Source organism: Dermacoccus sp. NHGro5 (assembly GCF_017565385.1).
In the GTDB taxonomy this organism is placed as follows: domain Bacteria; phylum Actinomycetota; class Actinomycetes; order Actinomycetales; family Dermatophilaceae; genus Dermacoccus; species Dermacoccus nishinomiyaensis.
In genome coordinates this window covers 12333-31714 of the sequence record NZ_JAGEKQ010000012.1, presented here as the reverse complement: position 1 = coordinate 31714, position 19382 = coordinate 12333, and the positions used below count along the sequence as shown (strand labels likewise).

The 19382-nt window shown below is 69.8% G+C and carries 17 protein-coding genes and 1 pseudogene; 9 read left to right on the top strand and 9 right to left on the bottom strand.

All coding sequences use genetic code 11. The features are described from left to right. Positions 1-109: 109 nt before the first annotated feature. From lysX to J4Z35_RS06410, 3 genes are read right to left on the bottom strand one after another with little or no spacing between them, the layout of a single operon-like run. Positions 110-3436, bottom strand: coding sequence for a bifunctional lysylphosphatidylglycerol synthetase/lysine--tRNA ligase LysX (gene lysX, locus J4Z35_RS06420; protein ID WP_074040485.1), 3327 nt, complete (start codon positions 3434-3436; stop codon positions 110-112). Continuing rightward, positions 3433-3789: a hypothetical protein gene (locus J4Z35_RS06415; protein WP_006945125.1), complete on the bottom strand. Its 357-nt coding sequence runs from the start codon at positions 3787-3789 to the stop codon at positions 3433-3435. Before J4Z35_RS06415 ends, lysX begins: the two co-directional genes overlap by 4 nt. Beyond that, positions 3786-4043 carry a hypothetical protein gene (locus J4Z35_RS06410; protein ID WP_074040484.1) on the bottom strand — a complete coding sequence of 86 codons (258 nt, stop codon included), beginning with the start codon at positions 4041-4043 and terminating at the stop codon, positions 3786-3788. Before J4Z35_RS06410 ends, J4Z35_RS06415 begins: the two co-directional genes overlap by 4 nt. A gap of 163 nt (positions 4044-4206) precedes the next feature. Here J4Z35_RS06410 and J4Z35_RS06405 point away from each other — a divergent pair, with 163 nt between their 5' ends. Together J4Z35_RS06405 and J4Z35_RS14815 are read left to right on the top strand one after the other, a co-directional pair. Then, positions 4207-4383 (top strand): hypothetical protein, encoded by a 177-nt coding sequence (locus tag J4Z35_RS06405; RefSeq protein ID WP_160126265.1) that lies wholly within the window; start codon positions 4207-4209, stop codon positions 4381-4383. Next, the gene (locus J4Z35_RS14815; protein ID WP_171969858.1) at positions 4364-4903 is read left to right on the top strand and encodes a PrsW family glutamic-type intramembrane protease; all 540 of its coding nucleotides are present in this window, start codon (positions 4364-4366) and stop codon (positions 4901-4903) included. Before J4Z35_RS06405 ends, J4Z35_RS14815 begins: the two co-directional genes overlap by 20 nt. A gap of 344 nt (positions 4904-5247) precedes the next feature. Here J4Z35_RS14815 and J4Z35_RS06395 read toward each other — a convergent pair whose 3' ends face one another. Continuing rightward, the gene (locus J4Z35_RS06395) at positions 5248-6792 is read right to left on the bottom strand and encodes an SDR family NAD(P)-dependent oxidoreductase (RefSeq protein WP_243754908.1); all 1545 of its coding nucleotides are present in this window, start codon (positions 6790-6792) and stop codon (positions 5248-5250) included. A gap of 369 nt (positions 6793-7161) precedes the next feature. On the opposite strand from J4Z35_RS06395, the gene J4Z35_RS06390 reads away from it, so the two are divergent. Both J4Z35_RS06390 and J4Z35_RS06385 read left to right on the top strand, forming a co-directional pair. Next, the gene (locus J4Z35_RS06390) at positions 7162-7365 is read left to right on the top strand and encodes a hypothetical protein (RefSeq protein WP_038569825.1); all 204 of its coding nucleotides are present in this window, start codon (positions 7162-7164) and stop codon (positions 7363-7365) included. Positions 7366-8504: 1139 nt separating this feature from the next. Further along, entirely contained in the window at positions 8505-9392 is an 888-nt protein-coding gene (locus J4Z35_RS06385) for a type II CAAX endopeptidase family protein (protein WP_050786507.1), read from the top strand. A gap of 267 nt (positions 9393-9659) precedes the next feature. Here the strand turns inward: J4Z35_RS06385 and J4Z35_RS06380 are convergent, their stop codons facing one another. Further along, positions 9660-10286, bottom strand: coding sequence for a GNAT family N-acetyltransferase (locus tag J4Z35_RS06380; protein WP_074040480.1), 627 nt, complete (start codon positions 10284-10286; stop codon positions 9660-9662). Between the two features lie 235 nt (positions 10287-10521). Beyond that, entirely contained in the window at positions 10522-11403 is an 882-nt protein-coding gene (locus J4Z35_RS06375) for a Dyp-type peroxidase (RefSeq protein ID WP_006945140.1), read from the bottom strand. A 440-nt stretch (positions 11404-11843) separates the two neighbouring features. On the opposite strand from J4Z35_RS06375, the gene thiM reads away from it, so the two are divergent. The 5 genes and pseudogenes from thiM to J4Z35_RS06350 all read left to right on the top strand — a co-directional run bounded on the left by thiM (position 11844) and on the right by J4Z35_RS06350 (position 15666). After that, the gene (thiM, locus tag J4Z35_RS06370) at positions 11844-12806 is read left to right on the top strand and encodes a hydroxyethylthiazole kinase (RefSeq protein WP_083603904.1); all 963 of its coding nucleotides are present in this window, start codon (positions 11844-11846) and stop codon (positions 12804-12806) included. Beyond that, positions 12806-13501 (top strand): thiamine phosphate synthase, encoded by a 696-nt coding sequence (gene thiE / locus J4Z35_RS06365; protein ID WP_006945094.1) that lies wholly within the window; start codon positions 12806-12808, stop codon positions 13499-13501. The genes thiM and thiE overlap by 1 nt, the downstream gene beginning before the upstream one ends. Beyond that, positions 13498-14316 (top strand): bifunctional hydroxymethylpyrimidine kinase/phosphomethylpyrimidine kinase, encoded by an 819-nt coding sequence (gene thiD, locus J4Z35_RS06360; protein WP_074040479.1) that lies wholly within the window; start codon positions 13498-13500, stop codon positions 14314-14316. The genes thiE and thiD overlap by 4 nt, the downstream gene beginning before the upstream one ends. Before the next feature lie 41 nt (positions 14317-14357). Continuing rightward, a pseudogene (locus J4Z35_RS06355) lies at positions 14358-14531 on the top strand (transposase); the annotation flags it as partial. A 340-nt stretch (positions 14532-14871) separates the two neighbouring features. Next, positions 14872-15666 carry an aldo/keto reductase gene (locus J4Z35_RS06350; protein ID WP_347813536.1) on the top strand — a complete coding sequence of 265 codons (795 nt, stop codon included), beginning with the start codon at positions 14872-14874 and terminating at the stop codon, positions 15664-15666. Positions 15667-16293: 627 nt separating this feature from the next. On the opposite strand, the gene J4Z35_RS06340 is transcribed toward J4Z35_RS06350, so the two are convergent. The 3 genes from J4Z35_RS06340 to J4Z35_RS06330 all read right to left on the bottom strand — a co-directional run bounded on the left by J4Z35_RS06340 (position 16294) and on the right by J4Z35_RS06330 (position 19362). Next, positions 16294-17883 (bottom strand): oligopeptide:H+ symporter, encoded by a 1590-nt coding sequence (locus J4Z35_RS06340; protein ID WP_074040476.1) that lies wholly within the window; start codon positions 17881-17883, stop codon positions 16294-16296. A 141-nt stretch (positions 17884-18024) separates the two neighbouring features. Then, positions 18025-18639, bottom strand: a complete 615-nt coding sequence (locus tag J4Z35_RS06335) for a hypothetical protein (RefSeq protein WP_131941842.1) — start codon at positions 18637-18639, stop codon at positions 18025-18027. Between the two features lie 120 nt (positions 18640-18759). Beyond that, positions 18760-19362, bottom strand: coding sequence for a LysE/ArgO family amino acid transporter (locus tag J4Z35_RS06330; RefSeq protein WP_062256065.1), 603 nt, complete (start codon positions 19360-19362; stop codon positions 18760-18762). Between the last annotated feature and the right edge of the window lie 20 nt (positions 19363-19382).

The window sequence follows — 19382 nt, the reverse complement described above, 5'->3', positions numbered from 1 at the left end:
TCCCACACCCCGAACGAAGCGTGGCGCGCACCCGTCGAGGAGGAGAGTGCTCCTGGCCGACCGATGCGCGCCACGCTGTGAACAAGGCGGCAGGGCGACGGTTACGCCATCACTGCCCCTCGTTGGGTCGCGTGAACGGGAACGCGAGCGTCGCGCGGATGTTGTTGCCCGTCAGCATCATGATGAGGCGGTCGACGCCGATGCCGAGCCCACCCGTCGGGGGCATGGCGTACTCGAGGGCGGCGAGGAAGTTCTCGTCGACCTCCATCGCCTCGGGGTCGCCAGCGGCGGCCTTGAACGACTGCTCGGTGAGGCGGTTGCGCTGGTCGACGGGGTCGACGAGCTCCGAGTACGCGGTGCCGATCTCGGCGCCGAACGCGACGAGATCCCAGCGCTCCGACAGCTTCGGGTCGGTGCGGTGCGTGCGCGTCAGCGGTGACGTCTCGAGTGGGAAGTCGGTGTAGAACACCGGCATCGTCGTCTGGCCCTCGACGAGCTCGTCGTACAGCTCGAGCACGACCTCACCGGCCGTCATCGTCTCCGCCCAGTGCACGTCGTGCGCGTCGGCGACGGCGCGCACCTCCTCGAGCGGCGTGTTCGACGTCAGCGTCGTGCCGGTCGCCTGCGAGACCGCCTTGTGCACGGGCACGACGGGCCACTCGTGGTCGAGACGTAGGCGCTCGACGCCGCCGTGTCCGTCGGGGCGGACGGCGACGGGCTCGCCGTGGATGGCCGTGGCGACCTCGAGGACGAGCTCGCGCGTCAGCACGCGCATCGTGTTGTAGTCGCCGTGCGCGGCGTACGCCTCGACGGAGGTGAACTCCGGGTTGTGCGTCGCGTCGGCGCCTTCGTTACGGAAGTTGCGGTTGAGCTCGAAGATGCGGTCCATGCCGCCGACGGCGAGTTCCTTGAGGAACAGCTCCGGCGCGATGCGCAGGTACAGGTCGGCGTTGTACGCGTTGATGTGCGTGCGGAACGGTCGCGCGCTCGCGCCACCGTGCACGGCCTGCAGCATCGGCGTCTCGACCTCCATGTAGCCGCGCTTCTCGAACGCGCGACGCAGAGCGCTGACGCCCCGCGAGCGCGCGCGCAGCAGATTTGCCGAATCCTTGTTGACGATGAGGTCGAGGTAGCGCTGACGCACGCGTGCCTCGGGGTTGGTGAAGCCCGTGTGGTCGCTGGGGATGGAGCGCAGCGACTTCGACGCCATGCACCACGACGACGCGAGCAGCGACGGTTCGCCGCTACGGCTGTGGCCGAGCGTGCCCGTCACGGAGACGTGGTCGCCGACGTCGACGGTGCGTCGCCACAACCGCATGAACTGCGGATCGACAGCGCCCGCCTCGAGCACGACCTGCAGGCGCACGTCGTGCTCCTCGATGACGGCGAACACGACGCCGCCGAGGTCGCGCAGCGCTCGCACGCGGCCGCTGAGGGAGACGACGCCGGCGTCCACCTCGTTGCCTTCGGCAATCGCCTTGCGGGCAAGATCGACCGTCATCGTGTACGGCACGTCGACGGGGTAGGGCTCCATGCCGGCTTCGCGCAGGACGTCGAGCTTGGCGTGGCGCACGCGCTGCTGCTCGGTGAGGCGCTGCACGGGTCGTGCGGGCGTGAGCAGCTCCTCGTCCTGCGCGGCGACGAGCTGCGCCAGCGGCGCCTCGGTGCCGTCGGGCAGGTGGACGATCGTGTCCGCGTCGTGGCTGGGGCGCGGTGCGTGGCCGGGCAGGAAGCCCTCGGCGCGGCCGGAGGCGATGCCGATGAGCGGCAGGCCGCCGACGGAGTCGAAGCAGACGAACCGGGTGTCCCAGCGCGGCAGGTACTTGGCGTTCGCCTCGTACAGCGATTCGAGCTGCCAGAAGCGGTTGCCGATCGACAGGATGCGGTCGGCGAGACGCACGCCGATGCCGGCGCCCACCTTGTCGGCACCGGTGAACACGGAGCGGAACATCGCGAAGTTGAGCGACACGTCGCGCACGCCGAGGTCGGACGCTGCGTCGGCGAGCGCCGCGACCATCGCCTCGTTGACGCCGTTCGGCGCCTTCGGGGAGCGGCGCATCAGGTCGAGCGACAGCCCTCGCATGCCCCACGGCACGAACGACTGCAGTGCGACGATCTGACCCTGTGCGTCACGGACGAGGACGGCGACGCAGCGGCCGTCCGTCGCGTCCTCGAGGCGGTTGAGGGCCATCGAGAAGCCGCGGTCGGGTTCGTCGCCACGCCACTTCTCGGACAGTTCGGTGATCTGGCGCAGCGTCTCGGCGTCGAGACGCGAGTGGCGTTCGACGTCGACGGTGCAGCCGGCCTCACGCACGCGCGCGACGGCGCGCTTGACGGGGCGCATCGCGCGCCCTTCGAGGCTGAACGTGTCGAGTTCGACCACGGCTTCGTCGCCGAGGGGGCGGGCCTTGAGCCCGGCCTCGACGTAGGCGCGCGCACCCGTCTCCGAGGCGGACAGGACGCCGGAGCGCCACGCGTGCTCGCGGGCGAGGGCCTGCCAGGCGCCGATGGCGGCGGGCCATGACTCACGGGCACCGAGCGGGTCGCCAGAGGCGAGGCAGACGGAGCCGATGACGCGGTAGCTGACGGCGGCCTCGCCGTCGGGGGCGAAGACGACCGACTTGTCGCGGCGCGTCGCGAAATAGCCGAGCGAATCCTGGTTGCCGTGCAGCGCGAGCAGGCGGCGCACGTGCAGTTCGTCGTCGGCCGACTGCACCTCGGAGCGTTCGGCCGATTCGGTGTAGCGCCACACCGTCAGCAGCAGCACGCCGGCGGCGAGGATGCCGGCGAACGCGGCGAGCCAGTGGGGCCCGTTGGCGCCGTCGGAGATGCCGTGCGGCATGGAGATGCCGGTGACGCTGCGGATCGAGAACCACAGGTGCTCACCGCCGTGCAGGTCGCCGGGGGCCGCCCAGGAGAGCATGAAGATGACGGCGATGCAGGCGAGCAGACCGGCTAGCAGCGTGACGATCGCGCGCCGCAGGGAGCCTGAGCGCATGCGGGCCGGGAAGTCCTTGCGCCGGATGACGAGCAGGACGAGCCACGCGCCGGTGACAATCGTCGTCACGACGATGAGGGCGATCGTGATGTCGTCGACTTCCTCGTCGAGGCTGTCCGTGCAGATGCTGACGGCGACGATCGCGCAGGCCACGAACTGGAGGGTGAGCACGGCGAGGGCGACGACCCACGCGGCGCGCAGCCCGCGCTTCAGGGCTGCGGCGGTGATGAGAAGACACAGGGCGAGGAAGAGACTCGGGCCTGCGGGGACGCCGACGACGGCGAAGAGGTCGTCGACCCAGTCGGCGAAGTCGCTGCGCGGCAGCGGGATCGACACGAGCGACCACACGCCGCCCAGGGCGACGAGCAGCCCCAGCAGCTTGGGCAACCATCCGTGGTCGTTCGCCACCGCGGGGTGGTGACGGGTGGGGGTGCTCATGCTGACGGTGCTCCTTCGACGTGCTCTGCGTTCGTTGCGGGATGGGGGGTCTCTGGGAGGCGGGCTGCTTCCTGTCTCGCGCGTTCGGCGCGGGCCCAGAGGTTGAGTGTCAACAGTGCGAGGGCCTGGAGGGCGGCTTCGAGCAGGATCTCGAACTGGCTCGTGTAGGCGCCGAGGGAGTTGGCGACGGCGAGCATGAGGACCATCGCGATGGAGCCGTAACGGAACGCACGCTCGACGTTCTGGTGCTTCGGGCTCATGGCGCGGAACGCGATGAGCGACAGGATGCCTGCGATGACACCGACGGCCGCTGACGCGAGGTACATCGACGCCGCGAGCGAACCGAGCTTCACGCGATCGTCAGCAGCAGCCCGCCCCAGAGGGCGCGCGCGATGTGGGAGACCTCGCCGCCGACCCGCGGGTAGCCTGTCAGGACGAGGTACGCGCGCGTCGCCGCGATCGTGACGGCGCAGGCACCGGCGAACAGCAACACGAGCGACGAGGCGTCCTCGCGCGGAACGATGCCGCGGGAGCCGCCGCGCCCTGACGGGGCCGACGACGCGCCCGCAGGCGTCGACGAGCCCTCTCTGGCAGGGGTGGCAGTCATGTCATGACGCTAGCAAAGCGTTTCGCCCCTGCCTGGAAGACCATGCGGCCTGCGGGGCGCCTTCGTCGCGCTCGGGGCGTCGGCTCGGGCATGGCGGGAGTGGAGGGGAGGAGGCCACCTGCGACGATCGACCTGACGACCGAGCGATGCCATCGGAGGGCAGATGAAGATCACGCAGGTGGGGCCCGCTCTGGCCATCACGGCGCTCCTGGGCGCGACCTGGGCCGTGCTGGCAGCGATCTCGGCAGCGACCCCGACTCCCGTCGAGACGGTCGCGGCGAGTGAGACGAAGACGCTCGAGGGGGCTGACCGGGGACTCCGTGACGTTCCGGGCACCTGAGGGCGGGGTGACGGCACCGTCCTTCTCGCGCTCCTCGGCCTACTTCGAGAAGGACGAGCAGACCCTGACGCTGGCTGTCGTCGACGGTAGCGTCGACTTCGACACGACCGCCGACCGCATCGTGCGAAACCTCGACGAGCAGGGTGTGGCTGTCGCCTTCGACGGGGGCAAACTCAGCACGCGCAACGGCTTCGCCTGGCTCGCGATGCATGCGAACGACCACCTGTTCGCCTTGTCGGCGAAGCCCCTGCCCGAGGGCAAGGGGGCCGACCGGGGCGCCGCCATCGCGGGCCCCACGAGCGAGGAACGGGCGAAGATGCTCGGCGTCGTCATCATCATGCTCGTGGCCTCGCGGACGTTGCGGCGGTCGATGCACGGTCTGCTCGTCGGCGCGTTCGTCGGGTGTCGTTGGCGCGGCGCGTGCTCACGTTCCACGGGCTCTTCGCACTGGGTTGGGGGCTGCACTTCCTGTGGAACTCGCCGGTACCCGAGGGTCGCGACGGCCCGGCGATCCCCTTGAGATCGCCGTCAGCGTCACCGCGTTCTTGCTCGTCGCCCGGCACGCCTGGGCGCAGGAGCGGCACTACCTCGCGAGCGCGCGCGAAGCCCTGGCCGCGGGGGGTTTCGTCGCCTTCGACGACGTCGTCGCCAGCGCTGCAGGCACTCGCAAGGAGCGCAAGCAGGGCCTGCAGACTGCGCGTCAGGTCGGCGGTCGCGCGGAGAGGAAACGGATCAAGCACGTCCCCGAAGGGCTACCTCGACCACCTGCAGGCCTGGGGTGGTCGCGGCACCGGCGTCGACGAGGTCGTTCGAGATCTGGTGTGACGGTGATTGCTCCCCCCGAGCGCCGGGGGTGCGCGCCCGTCACCAGGGATGCTCGGCGAAGTCCTTGAGAAAGACGCCGTACTGGTCGATTCCGTTCTCACCCATGACGATCGGGTCGTAGACGCGGGCGGCGCCGTCGACGAGGTCGAGCGGCGCGTGCCAGCCCTCCTCGGCGATGCGCAGCTTCTCGTGGTGCGGGCGTTCGTCGGTGATCCAGCCGGTGTCGACGGCCGTCATGAGGATCTTGTCGGTCGCGAACATCTCACCCGCCGACGTGCGCGTCATCATGTTGAGCGCCGCCTTCGCCATGTTCGTGTGCGGGTGGCCGGGGCCCTTGTAACGGCGCGAGAACTGCCCCTCCATCGCCGAGACGTTGACGACGTACGCGCGCCGCGCCCCCTGCGCGACGGCCGCACGCATCGCCGGGCGCAGACGGCTGACGAGCAGGAACGGCGCTGTTGAATTGCAGAGTTGCACTTCGAGGAGTTCCAGCGGATCGACTTCCTCGACCTTCTGCTTCCAGCTGTTCGTGTCGACGACGTCGGGCAACAGGCCACCCGCGTCGACCGCCGTGCCCGCCTGATGCGCCTCGAGGCTCGCATGCCCCGCCGACAGAGCGAGCGACGTCATCGCCGCCGCGCTGCGGGCCGGGTCGTGGGCATCGGACGGGTTGAGCGGGCCGGCCGCGGGCGTGACGCCGGGCGTGTGGACGTCACGTCCGGCGTCGGGCTGGGGCTCGGCTTCGTCAGTGGCGTGGGTGTGCTGATAGGCCGCGAGGGTGCCGGCGAGGTTCGCGGGGTGAGCGTCACTGATGCGGTCGAACTGGACGATCTGCGGCAGCTTGACGTCGCGCGGCAGCGGAAGCTCTTCTCCCGCAGTGAGATTCGAGTACGCTCCCGGCGAGCGACGCACCGTCTGCGCCGCGTTGTTGATGAGGATGTCGAGCGGGCCGTCGGCCGCGACCTCGTCGGCGAGGGCGATGACCTGCGTCGGGTCACGCAGGTCGATGCCGACGATCTTGAGGCGGTCGATCCACTCCGGTGAGTCGGCGAGCTCCGCGAAACGACGCGCGGCGTCGCGGGGAAAACGCGTCGTGATCGTCAGGTGCGCGCCGTCGCGCAGCAGCATGAGCGCGATGTACATGCCGATCTTGGCGCGACCGCCCGTCAGCAGGGCGCGCTTGCCGCGCAGATCGACGCGCTGGTGACGCTTCGCGTGACTCATCGCCGCGCAGTTCGGGCACAACCAGTGATAGAACGCGTCGACGGTCGTGTACTTGGCGTGGCAGATGTAGCACCCGCGCGGCGTGTTGAGCTCTCCGGCGACCTCACCGATGACGTTGGACGTCAACGGGATTCCCTTCGTCTCGTCGTCGATGCGCAGCGGCGAACCCGTCGCCGTCGACGCCAGCACCTTCGCGTCCTGCTCGCGCAACGGGCCGAGCTCAGCTGCCCTCGCCTCCGCGCGACGCGCCTTGCGCACCCGCTTGTACATCGTGCCCGCGGCGCGCTTCACCGTCTCGATGTCGGGGTGGCCCGCGGGCAGCTCGTGCAGCATCCCGATGACGCGCAACGTCGTCGCCATGTCCTCGGCATCGATCGCGGTCTCGGCGAACAGCTGTTCCTGCTCGGGGGTGACGGACGCGTCGTCACGGGCGTCGTCGTCCTCTGCGGGCTGTTCGTTCACGCCGTGATTCTAGAGGTTGCCGGTGGGGCGAGCCGGCGCTGCCCTCATGGGTGGGTGTGCCTCCCAGTGAGACTCTGCCCCGCCATGACCGGAGCCGGCGGTGCTTTCGCGGGGCGGGTGGCGGTGGGGTCGGCGTGTCTCGAGGCGATGTCCGGAAATTCAGTCAGACGTCCAGATAGGGTGAGGATGATGAGCTCGGGGGAGGTCGGCGCGCAGGGCCTCGGGGGCGTTCGGCTGAACGCGAGGTCAGCAGGTGAAAGGTGCACGATGAACCACGAACACCGCAAGATCTCACTCGCGGAACGACTCATCGTGACGCTCGGCGTCGGCATCTCGCTGGCCGTCATGGCCGTCGTCCTGATCCGCATGGCGAGCACCGGCGCCCACCCCGTCGCGGTGTGCCTCATGGCTGCGGCGCTCGTCGGGGCGCTCGTCGTCGCCATGCGCCTGTGGCGCGGTTCGCAGGGCTGACGTTCGGCGCCGCCCGCCGGGTGTCGTCCGCGCGGTGAAATCGGCCTGGCGTGGCCGGCTCGGCCGCCGGGGCGTGTCCCCCTACGCTCGTCTTCTTGGCGCCGCCGGCCTGTACCCATCTGCGTTTTTCGTCCACATTCGTGACGGGGGGTGGTGCGGCGTCAGAAAGCAGTCGCTCGCTGCGCACGACCAGATCGTCCGACGGCGGGCGTGCATGACGGGTGGCCCGCCGTCGCGCCGTCCGCGTTGTTGACGGGCACGGCCGACAGGGCTCCCGCGAATGGCCCGTCGCGTTGACGACGCGTGGCCGGACGGCGCGCTTCTCGTGTTCGTGGGCGCTGCCGGCTGGTCGCGTGATTGTCCCGGGTGGCTCCGTCGCGCTGTCGACGCGCGGCCTGACGTCGCGCTCCTCGTGTTCATGGGCGCGGCATTCGCCGGCGTCGTGGCGCAGGCCGTCATCGATCGGCTGTGCCCAGTAGACGGTGTGCAGCGTGTGAACGGTGGGGGACGGGTCACCCGAGCCATACGAGGACACCGCACGACCCCTGATATCTCATGTCGTAAGGCCGAGCGCCGGCTCACCGCGTCGTGTCATGGTGCTCAGCGCACCCTCATCGACGCGTGACACAGTAGGCGTCGTGACCGACGAACGCACCCATCCGGACGACGACGCCTGGCGCTACGTTCCCCCGCGACCGCGCGAGACCCCGGCGTCGGTTCCGGGTTCGCCCGCGCCGGATTCCCGGGCGCACACGTCGGCAGCTTCCGCGAGCGACGCCGCGGCGCCGACGGAGCAGCAGCCCAACGCATGGCACGAAGGCGCACCCATGCCGCACGGTTGGTCACTGCCGCCCACAGGATCGATAGGGTCGCCTCCCCCGGCGCCAGGGGCCCCCGAGGCTGGAGCGCTTGCCCCTGGCGGGTGGCCCCCGCCGTCAGCTCCCCGGCCCGCAGCTTCGGGTGCGCCTGCGCCGGCTAGTTGGTCCCAGCCGTCAGCTCCGCAGCCTCAGTATCCGCCTGGGGTGTTGTTGGCGCCGGCGTCGCCCGGCGCTGCGTATCCCGTTGCAGCGCAAGCCGGTCCGCGCAAGCCACCCCCGGCGTGGGCATTCGAGCAACCGAAGCCGTTGCCGTATCACCGCATGGCACGCATCGACTGGCGCGTCGCGCAGTGGTGGCGTCCTTTCGCGACGCTGGGTGTGGCGTTCGGTGTCACGATCGTCATGATGATCGCGCTGGGCGTCGTCGCGCTCGCATGGGAGGGCCTCGGCCTGCCCGCTGCGAGCGAGAGCCTCGAGGACGGTGGCAACCCGGCCGACCTGATGGCGATGCTCGGTCCGCTCGCGGCGCTCGTCCCCATCGTCGTGCTCGCGTCGTGGTGGGGCGCCGGGCGTCGCGGGTCGATCCACTCGGTGTTCGGGCGATTCCGCTGGGGTCTGCTGGGGCGTGCGGCGCGCGTCGTCGTGCCGATCTATGCCCTCGTGATCCTCGTGCCGCCCCTGCTGTTCGGCCGCGACGAACTGACGGTGCCGCCTCTCTCGGCGTCACTCGTCGCGTCGTACGTCATCATCCTCGTGCTGACGCCGTTGCAGTGCGCGGGCGAGGAGTACCTGTTTCGCGGCATGCCGCAGCAGGCGCTCGGGACGTGGCTGAAGTCGCCGCTGTGGGGCATCATCCTGCCCGTGCCGCTGTTCATGCTCGGCCACGGGTATGACTGGGTCGGCCAGATCGACATCGCCTGCTTCGCGTTGTGCATGGGAGCGCTGGTGTGGCGCTCCGGCGGCCTCGAACTGGCGATCCTCGTGCATGCGGCGAACAACACGATGTCGTTCTTGCTCGCGCCACTGACGCCGAACTCGCTCGAGCAGGGCGCCGTCAACCCTGCTGCGCTGCTGTTCTCGCTGCCGCTGATCTTCGGCATCACGGCGTGGCTGTGGTGGTGGGTCGGCAAGCAGTACGGCGTCGACTGGAAGACCCCCGTCCGACGTCTCCCCGGCCCGCAGCACGAACAGGTCGGCCGCTGGTTGTGACCAGCTGCGATACGCGTCCGCATCTGCGATTTTCGTCCACATTCGCCACGGTTGCTCGCCGCGGTTGTTCGTCGCGGGGCGGCAGGTGCGCGACGTCATCGGCGCTTTCGTCTCCGCGTGACGTGCCGGTGAGCTCGCCCGATAGCCATGACGCCCGGCGGGCGCGACGCTGCGATCGTCGTCGGGCACTGGCGAATGCCGAATGTGGACGAAAATCGCAGGTGTGTCGGGGAGCAGGCCGCGCCTGGCGGGGGCGGGGCTGGCCGTTCAGAGGCCTCGCCGGCGTCGAGGCGTGGTGGGTTTCTCGATCGCCAGGTGCCAGTCGCCCTGCGGCTCACGCGGTTCGTCGGCCCGGAGGACGGCGTGCCAGGCGTCCTCGAGGCGGTCCTTGCCCACGAGCAGGCTGGAGACGTAGGTGAATTCGTGGAAGCCGTTGCCCCAGGCGGCTCTCCAGCTGCCGACGTTGCCCGCGTAAGCCTCCCAGATGATGGTGTCGAGGCCCAGCGAGTCAAAGCCATACTCGACGGCCGCCGCCACGGCGCGCGTCATCACGCCCCGCCCGCGCGCCCAGGGGCTGAGCGCGAAACCGACGCCCGCCGCGCCGTAGGAGAAACCGCGCCCCCACGTCGTCAGGTCGATCGAACCTGCCATGCGGCCGTCGACCTCGATGGCCCACCAGATCGCGTCGCGGCTCGGCCCCGTCATGCGCGTGACGAACTCGAGCGCCATGTCGCGCGTGTAGTTCGCGGGCGTCGTCGTCCACCGCTGGACGAGCGGGTCGGCGCCACGTCGCGTCACCTCGTCGGCGTCGTCGATCGTGTGGGCGCGCAGCACCACACCGTCACGCTCGAGGCGCGGCACCGGGATCGGTTCGAGGTCGGCGGGGTTCGTCATCGTCCGAGCGTAGGTGCGTTCGACGTACCGTGTCGCGCGGATTTCGGGTGGGTTCTGCGTGGTACCGGGAGTCCCCAGACGTCGGGTTCGCAGATCAGGGCCTGCTGCAGGTTGCAGCGTGGAGGGTAACTCACGAGTAGGCGCGTAGTTGTGTGCCTACTCGTGAGTTAGTCGCCATCTTGCGCCCGTCTTCGATCAGCCGCCCGCTCTCGGGCGCGACGATGAGGGCTCGCCGTCAGCCCTTGAACGCGTCGACCGGCGGGATGACGTAGTACGAGCCGGTCTCGGCGTTCGAGTACTTCGTCAGTTCGTCGCGCGGGTGGTCACCGACGCCGGCCATCGATTCGAGCATGTCGTGCAGGCGCTTCTGCTCGCACGCGAAGCCGACGAACATCGTGCCGTGCTCGCCGACGTCACCGAACGGCATGTTGCGGCGCACGATGTGGCCGAAGTCGTCCTGGTCGGTGCGTTCGGCGTGCGACGTCTCGGGCTTGGGGTCCATCTCGATCGAGTCGACCTTGGAGCGGCCGATGACCTTCTCCTGCTCCTCGGTGGAGAGGGCCTCCCACTTCGCCTGCTTGTGCGGCCACTTCTGCAGCAGCAGCACGCTCGAGCCGGCGCCCGGCTTGCCGTCGGCGACGATGGCCTCGTCGTACTGCTCGATCGTCGTCGGGTTCTCGGTGCCGTCGATGAAACCGGTGAGGTCGCGGTTCGTCTGGTAGACCCAGCCCTCCGTCTCGTCGACGACGCGTGTGCCGGGCACGACCTGGCGCGTCAACGAGATGAGGTGACGCGTCGCGTCGAACACCTTGTCGCGCGCGCCGCCGAACACCCAGAAGACGAGGTCGCGCTGCGTACCGGGGATGACGTACCCGTCGGTTCCGACGACGTCGGTGTCGAAGTCATGAACGTTCTCGGGGGCGTGATCGGCGGCGATCTGCTGCATCAGCGACGGCCGCACGCCGACGACGAAGTTGACGCCCACGTCGTCCTGCTCGGCCTCGAACAGCGGCAGCAGCTGCGACAGCTTCGTCAGCGAGCCGGGCTCGACCTCGAACTCGACGTACTCGCTCGACGTCGCACCATCGACGAAGATGCCGATCTGGGCCTGGGGCATGTCTGACTCCTCGCGCGCGGGGTGGCTGATCTGCCACCAGGCTACGTGACCCGCCCGTGGGGGGCGGCGCAGGTGACCGTTGCCGCCAGGCCCCAACGCGAACTTCCTGGGGTGATGACGCGACGGGCTCGTCGGTGCTGACGCGTGCTGCGCGACGGACTGTGATGGGCGCGGTGGGTTTCTCGCTCGGCGTCGTGACGCGCGAGGGGGAGGTACGGGTACGGCGGTGGGGCTGGCCGGGCGAACACGTCCACACGCCATCGACGTTCCGCACCTGCGTCCGTGGGACACGAAGCCCACGCGGGGTACGTCATCTGCGAAGCTGGGGTCGTCCCGCGGGAGCCATCACGGCTGAGAGGCGCAAGCCGACCGCCAGCATCCTCTTCACGAGGGTGCCTACACCTGATCCGGATCATGCCGGCGGAGGAAGGAGACGCACGATGACTGCGCCCACGAACGAGCCCGACCACACCCCAGGCGCGTCGAGCGACGCGACACGCAGCGCCAGCCAGAGAGGCGGCGACAGGAGCCGCCCCGACGCACAGTCCCCCGACGCCGCGCACGAGGCAGGCGCGGACGCGTCAGCTCAGGCGCTCGCCATCACCCCCGAAGCGATCGGGCGCGTCATCGACGCCGTGCGTGACGCCGCACCGCTCACGCAGTGCATGACGAACGCCGTCGTCACCGGTTTCACGGCGAACGTGCTGCTCGCTGTCGGAGCGTCGCCGGCCATGGTCGACTCGCTCGAGGAGGGCCCGATCTTCGCCGGTATCGCGGACGGGTTGCTCGTCAACGTCGGCACCGTGACGGCGGCGACAGCCGAGGCGATGCGCGCGACGGCTGCCGCGCGCGCCGAGGCCGGGCGCCCGTGGTGCCTCGACCCGGTCGCGGTCGGCACCCTGCCGGTGCGCACTCAGCTCGCTCGCGACCTGCTCGAACACGCCCCGACCGTCATCCGCGGCAATGCCTCCGAGGTGCTCGGGTTGGCCGGCGAACAGGGTGCGGGACGCGGGGTCGACGCCGGTGACGACGTCGACGCGGCGCTCGCGGCAGCGTCGCGACTCGCGGAGCGCACGGGCGGGGCGGTCGCCGTCAGCGGCGTCGTCGATGCCGTCGTCGCGCCGGGCGTGCCGACGGTGCGCATCGGCAACGGCGACGCCGTCATGACGAAGGTGACGGGCGTCGGGTGCGCGCTCGGAGCGCTCGTCGCGGCCTACCTACCGGTCGCCGGGTCGGCGCAGCTCGCTGCCGCCGCCGCGACCGCGACGATGACGCTCGCCGCCGAGGACGCCGCGCACTGGGCGAGCGGCCCGGGTTCGTTCGCGGTCGAACTCCTCGACGCCCTGGCGCGCCTCGAGGGCGATAGCGTCGCAGCGACGCTCGATCTGCGAGTGGCGTCGTGATGTCTGACGGGCGCGGCGTCGAGCTGTACCTCGTCACCGATACGGCGCTGTGTGGCGGGCCCGACGGTGTCGTCGAGACGGCCGAGGCTGCTGCGCGCGGTGGTGTCGACATGATCCAGATCCGCGACCACGACGCTTCAACCCGCGAATTGTGCTCTCTCACAACGCGGGTCATCGACGCCGTTGCGACAGCACGGCGCGTCCGCGTCGTCGTCGACGACCGTCTCGACGTGGCGCTCGCCGTCGGGGCTGACGGCGTGCACCTCGGCCAGAGTGACCTTGATCCTGTCGTGGCGCGGCGCCTCGCCGACCGTGTCGTCGGTGAGGGCTTCCACCTCGGCTGGTCGGTGTCGAACCTCGAACAGGTCGCTGCTGCAACGAGGTTGCCGCGCGGCACCGTCGACCTGCTGGGCATCGGGCCGTTCCGTGCGACGCCGACGAAGCCGGACGCAGCGCAACCGCTCGGGCTTGACGGCGTCGGCGCCATCACGGACGCGGCACGGGCCGGCGGGTTCGCCAACGTCGTCATCGGCGGGGTGAAGCTGCCGGACCTGCGCGCGCTCGTGGCCGCCGGCGCGCAGGGCGTCGCCGTCGTGTCGGCGATCTGCGGGCAGCCCGATCCGCTCGCCGCGACCCAGGCGCTGCGCCGTGAACTCGACGCCGCCGGCGGTTCGAGCACAGGGAGTCTGAGATGAGCATCCCCAACGTCCTGACGATCGCCGGCACCGACCCCAGCGGCGGTGCGGGAATCATGGCTGATCTCAAGGCTTTCGGCGCCCTGCGCACGCATGGGTGCGCTGTTGTGACGGCCGTCGTCGCGCAGAACACGCGGGGCGTCGCGGCGGTGACGCAGATGACGCCGCAGCAGGTACGCACGCAGCTCGAGAACCTGGTGGACGACGTCCGCATCGACGCGCTTAAGATCGGCATGCTGGGCTCGGCGGCCGTCATCGAGACCGTCGCCGACGTGCTCGCCGACCACCCGGCGCTGCGCGGGGTGCCGCGCGTTCTCGACCCTGTCATGGTCGCCTCGAGCGGTGACCGGCTCATCGACGAGGACGCCGTGACCGCTCTGCGCGAGCGTCTCGTGCCGGAGGTCGACGTCATCACGCCGAACCTCGCGGAGGCCGCGGTCCTGCTCGATCTCGACGGAGCGCCACGCGAGGCGAGCGATGACGTCGCGCGCGCCCTCGTCACCCTCGGGTCTGGTGTGCTGCTCAAGGGCGGCCATGGCGGCGGCGCGAAGAGCGACGACGCCCTCCTCGTCCCCGCCGAGAGCGACGAGCCCGCCCGGTTGAGCGCGCCGCGCATCGACACGCGCAACACGCACGGCACCGGATGCACCCTGTCGGCGGCGATGACGGCACTCCGGCCGCAACGCGATTCGTGGGCGCAGGCGACGCGGGAGGCCAAGGATTACGTGACGGAGGCGCTCGCCGCGAGTGGCGACCTCGACGTCGGGCGCGGCGACGGCCACGGCCCCGTCCACCACTTCCACGCCTGGTGGTGACGTGACGGTCGGCAGCTGTCAGAGCACCGTACCCATCTGCGATTCTTCGCGAGCTGCTCACCGAGGCCTCACCGGACATGATGCGCAGCCTGTTGCAGACCATGCTCAACGCCCTCCTCTTCGCGGACGCTGACGCGGTGGTCGGCGCCGAATACCGCCAGCCCAGCCCCGGACGAGTGGTGCAACGCAACGACTACCGCCACCGCGGCCTCGACCGGGCGAACGTGGTGGACCATGGGGGTGGCCCGAGACGGGAACCTGGCCACCAGCCGCTCACCCGATGACTTCCGGGCCTTCTGTTCCGCCATTCCGGTACTGTTCAGTCAGGCCGACCAGCCCACCGGCGCCGGAAACCGCTCGTGAGCAGCCCGGTACGCCACATGGCGCAGGCGGGGCTAATGACCGGCTCGACACCCGGCACCTCGGTACCGCAAGCACTGGCCGGAGATGCGCTGGCCCTTCGAGGATCTCAGCCCACGTCCCACCTCAGCACAACCAGAAGGGAAGTGATCGCGGATGCGGCGAATAACGCTGCCGAGCGGGGAGTTCATCCCTGTGCTGGGCCAAGGCACCTGGGGCTGGGGTGAGGACCCCGGCCGCCGCCGCGACGAGGTCGCCGCGCTGCACGCCGGCCTCGAGCTGGGCATGACGCTGGTCGACACCGCCGAGATGTACGCCGACGGTGGCGCGGAGGAGGTGCTTGGTGAAGCATTGGCGGGTCGCCGCGACGAGGCGTTCTTGGTCAGCAAGGTCATGCCGTCCCACGCCTCCCGTTCCGGCACGATCGCGGCCTGCGAACGCAGCTTGAAACGCCTGGGCACCGATCGGATCGACCTCTACCTGCTGCACTGGCAGGGCGGGTACCCGCTGCAGGACACGGTCGCGGCCTTCCAACAGCTGGTCGAGGACGGGAAAATCCGATACTGGGGCGTCAGCAACTTCGACCACCGGGCCCTCACCGACCTGCGGGACGTGCCGGGCAGCAGCGGGCTGGCCACGGATCAGGTGCTGTACAACCTGTCGCGGCGAGGACCGGAGTACGACCTGCTGCCGTGGTGCACCGACCACCAGCTGCCGGTCATGGCGTACTCGCCGATCGAGCAGGGCCGCATCCTTCAGGACGCGACGCTGAACGACGTCGCGGCCCGTTACGGCGTCAGCGCCGCGGCGGCGGCCATCGCCTGGGTGCTGCGTCGCGACTCGCTCTGTACGATCCCCAAGGCGAGCAGCCCGCAGCATGTGCGCGACAACGCCACAGCTCTGGACGTGGAGCTGACCCGCGAAGACCTGGATGCTCTGGATCGAGCGTTTCCGCCGCCGAGCGGACCGCGACCACTAGAAATGCTGTGATCCTGCCCAGGCGCGCAGCCCGATCAGTCCGGTCAGCGCTCCGATCAGCGCTAAGAGCAGCACTCCCCGGAGTGGTGCGCCGGGGCAGGAGATCAGGCCGAGCCAGCTCGTCGATGTGGGAACGTCCGAGAGGTAGCCGCCACCCGAACGGCCGAACTGCCGAACAGCGCAAGTTTCCCAAGGACCTGCCTGTCACCTCCTCCTGAACCTGTGCCCGCCCTCACGTGGTCCACCACAGCAGCACCGTCGGTTCGGGGGTGGGAATAGCCGGGCTCGTAGGGGGATGATTTCGCCGGTGTGCGAGGACTCTGAGCCGGGCAGCGGGGCCGACGCGCGGGATAGCGGTAGCGGGTAGGTGGGCAACCTAGAGCTGTTCTTCGATCTGGTGTTCGTGTACGCCCTGGCGCAGCTGACCCGGCTGGTGCGGGACGACGTTTCGTGGCGTTCCCACCTTTCCCCAGCTACCCGACCCAACCGGCGCGCCCACACTCAACTCTGAAGAGCCAGATTCGCAGATGTGGACGTAACGCGCAGGAGGGGCAGGTGGACATCCACCTGCCCCTCCTGCGCGTCTCGCGGCGTCACCTCAATGAGGCGTCAGCTCAGCGCGTCGTCACGACGCATTGTTCACGCCGTCTTGACGGCTTCGACGTCGCGCATGTGGCGTCCGATCCACGGCACGAGGGCCATGAGGACGAGCGAGAAGCCAGCGGTGATGAGGCCGAGCGTCAGGAAGAACGTCGTGTCGCTGAGGCCCTCCATGAGGCGGATGGCCTGCGCGGCGGCCGACTGGCCGACGGCGGACGTGAGGTACCACAGCGCCATCGCCTGGGTCGTGAACGCGGCGGGTGCGAGCTTCGTCGTCGCGGAGATGCCGACGGGCGACAGGCACAGTTCCCCGATCGTCTGGACGACGAAGACGCTCGCGAGCGCCCACATCGGCGCCGTCGGGCCGTGCAGCCACAGGTTCGAGTAGAACGCGAGCAGCACGAACGACAGGCCGGCCATGAGCACGCCGAACGCGAACTTCGCGCCGGTGCTCGGGAACTTGCCGGCGCGGCGCAGCCAGATCGCGGCGAAGACGGGCGCGAGGGCGACGACGAACAGCGGGTTGACGCTCTGGAAGAACTCGGCGTTCACCTTGATGCCGAAGATCGAGCCGAGGTCGGTGCGCTCGGCGGCGAACGCGGCCATCTTGCTCGCGGCCTGCTCGAAGATCATCCAGAACAGCGCGGCGCCGATCCACAACGGCACGTACGCCTGCAGATGGCGGCGTTCGGCGGCGCTCACCTTGGGGCTCTTGAACATCATCGCGAACATGCCGACCGCGGCGATGACGGACATCACCGTGACGGTGTTGATGACGCCGTTCGCCGTCGTCCCCGACAGGGCGAAGCAGATCGCGGCGACGGTCGCGACGCCGACGACGCCGAGCCCCACGCGTCGCATGACGGTACCGCGTTCGGCCGCGGTGAGCGGGCTCGTCGGGTTCGTTCCTGCGCCGTGCAGGTGCTTGCGGAACACGAACAGGCCGATCAACCCGAAGGCCATGCCGACAGCCGCGGCGGAGAATCCGGCGTGGAAACCCCACCTGTCCTTGAGGAACGTCACGACGAACGGCGCGCAAAACGAGCCGATGTTCACCGACATGTAGAAGATCGAGAAACCGGCGTCGCGACGGCCGTCCTCGCGGTCGTACAGCTGCCCGACGACCGCCGAGATGGACGCCTTCTGCAGGCCCGTTCCGAGCGCGACGGTGGCGATGCCGACCCACGACATCGCTGCCACCGGCAGCGCGAGGAAGACGTGGCCGAGCATGATGATGACGGCGCCGTACAGCGTCGCGCGGAAGGCGCCGATGACGCGGTCGGCGAGCCACGCGCCGACGACGCTGAGCAGGTAGACCGACGCACCGTACGTCGCGACGATCGACAGGGCTGTCGGCTGGTCGATGCCGAGCCCGCCCTCGCTGACGGCCGTGTAGAGGTAGTACGCGAGGATCGCGCGCATGCCGTAGTAGCTGAAGCGTTCCCATAGTTCGGCGTTGAACAGCGTGCCCAGGCCGGAGGGGTGGCCGAGGAAACCGCGGTCGTCGAGCGACGGCCGGGTGCGGCCACCGGAGAGGGCGACGCGCGGTGCGTCGACGTCGGGCGAGTTCGCAGCGCCGGGCTCAGGCGTCGCGGATGACGCGCCGTGGCTGGCGGGGGAGTCGACCATGCTGGGTCGTCCTTCGGTAGGCGGTCACCAGTGCGCGGGGACGGCAATGGCCGCACCGATCGATGCGGCCATCAACTGTAGTCAACGGGTGTTTTTGTGAGCGAAACACCCTGGCGCGTGGTGTTCTTGTGCCCCGTCGCCTCAGGCGGGGGTGACGCCGTCGAGCGCCGTCGCGAGGGTCGCCTCGCTGCTCGGCATGAGCCCCGCGATGATGGCGCGTGCCTCGTCGATGGCGTCGAGGGCCTCGGGCAGGTCGAGCAGCGAGTGGATCTCGGCGCTGGGCATCGTCTCCGAGAGGTTGGCGACGCGGTCGCGGTTGAGCCACACCGTCAGCCAGCCGCGCTCGGCCGCCTTCGCGAAGGGTCCGACGGTGTTGCTGATGAGCACGACGTCGTCGGGGGCGGAGCCGCTCTCGGCGATGACGGCGTCGATGCGCTCGAACGTGGCGAGCCAGTTGAGGTCGGCTTCGGTGTCGTGCAGCTCGGGCGGCAGGTCCGACGGTGCTCCGGGCGCGTCGACGTGGGCGGCGAACGGGGGCAGGACGTGCTCATGGCCGGCGGGCATGGGTGCGTAGTCGATGAGGTTGACGCTGCCGCGCTCGGCCAGGTCGACCATGGCGGGCAGGACGTCGGGGAACAGCTCGGGCGCGCGCGTGTCGTCGTCGACGTGGCAGGGTTCGTCGAGGAGGCCGGTGAGCATGTAGCCCCGCCTGTCCCACAGGGTTTCGTCGCCGTCGAACCACACAGAGAAAGTCACGGCACAAGCGTGACAGATGAACGGGCTTCTACCTAGTCCGGTGCTCGCATCGCGCCGGGATCTTGATACGAAGGGCTATTCTTCGGCGCCTTCGGACGCTCGTGCGGCGCGGTGGGGCGGTCAGGACGACGTCACGAGCAGTGCCGCGAAGACGAACATCATGACGCCGACGACCGTGTCGATGACCTGCCAGGTGCGGGCGTTGCGGACGAGGGGCGTCAGCAGACGCGCTCCGAGCCCGAGCGCGACGAACCACAGCACGCTCGCGCTGATCGACCCGACGTAGAACCACCAGCGCCCTTGCGCGCCATGGGAGTTCGCGACGGTACCGAGCATGACGACCGTGTCGAGATAGACATGCGGGTTGAGGAACGTCAGGCCCGCGACGGTGGCGGCGGCCGCACGCCGGCTCATCGGGGGCGCGTCGGCAGGGCTGAGGCTGCCCGCGTGGCGCGCGTTCTTGAACGAGTTGAGCCCGAACCAGACGAGATAGGCCGCACCCAGCCACTTGATGACGCGCAGCGCGTCCGGATGCGCGGAGACGACGGCACCCATGCCGAGCACGCCGGCGAGTTCGAGGACGATGTCGCCGAGTGCGCAGATGGCGACGACTAGCCCGACGTGGTGACGCAGCAACCCCTGACGCAGGACGAAGGCGTTCTGCGATCCGATGGCGACGATGAGGCCGAGGCCGGTGAGGAAACCGGTGAGCAGGTGCGTCATGGCAGTGACGTTAGGGGTGT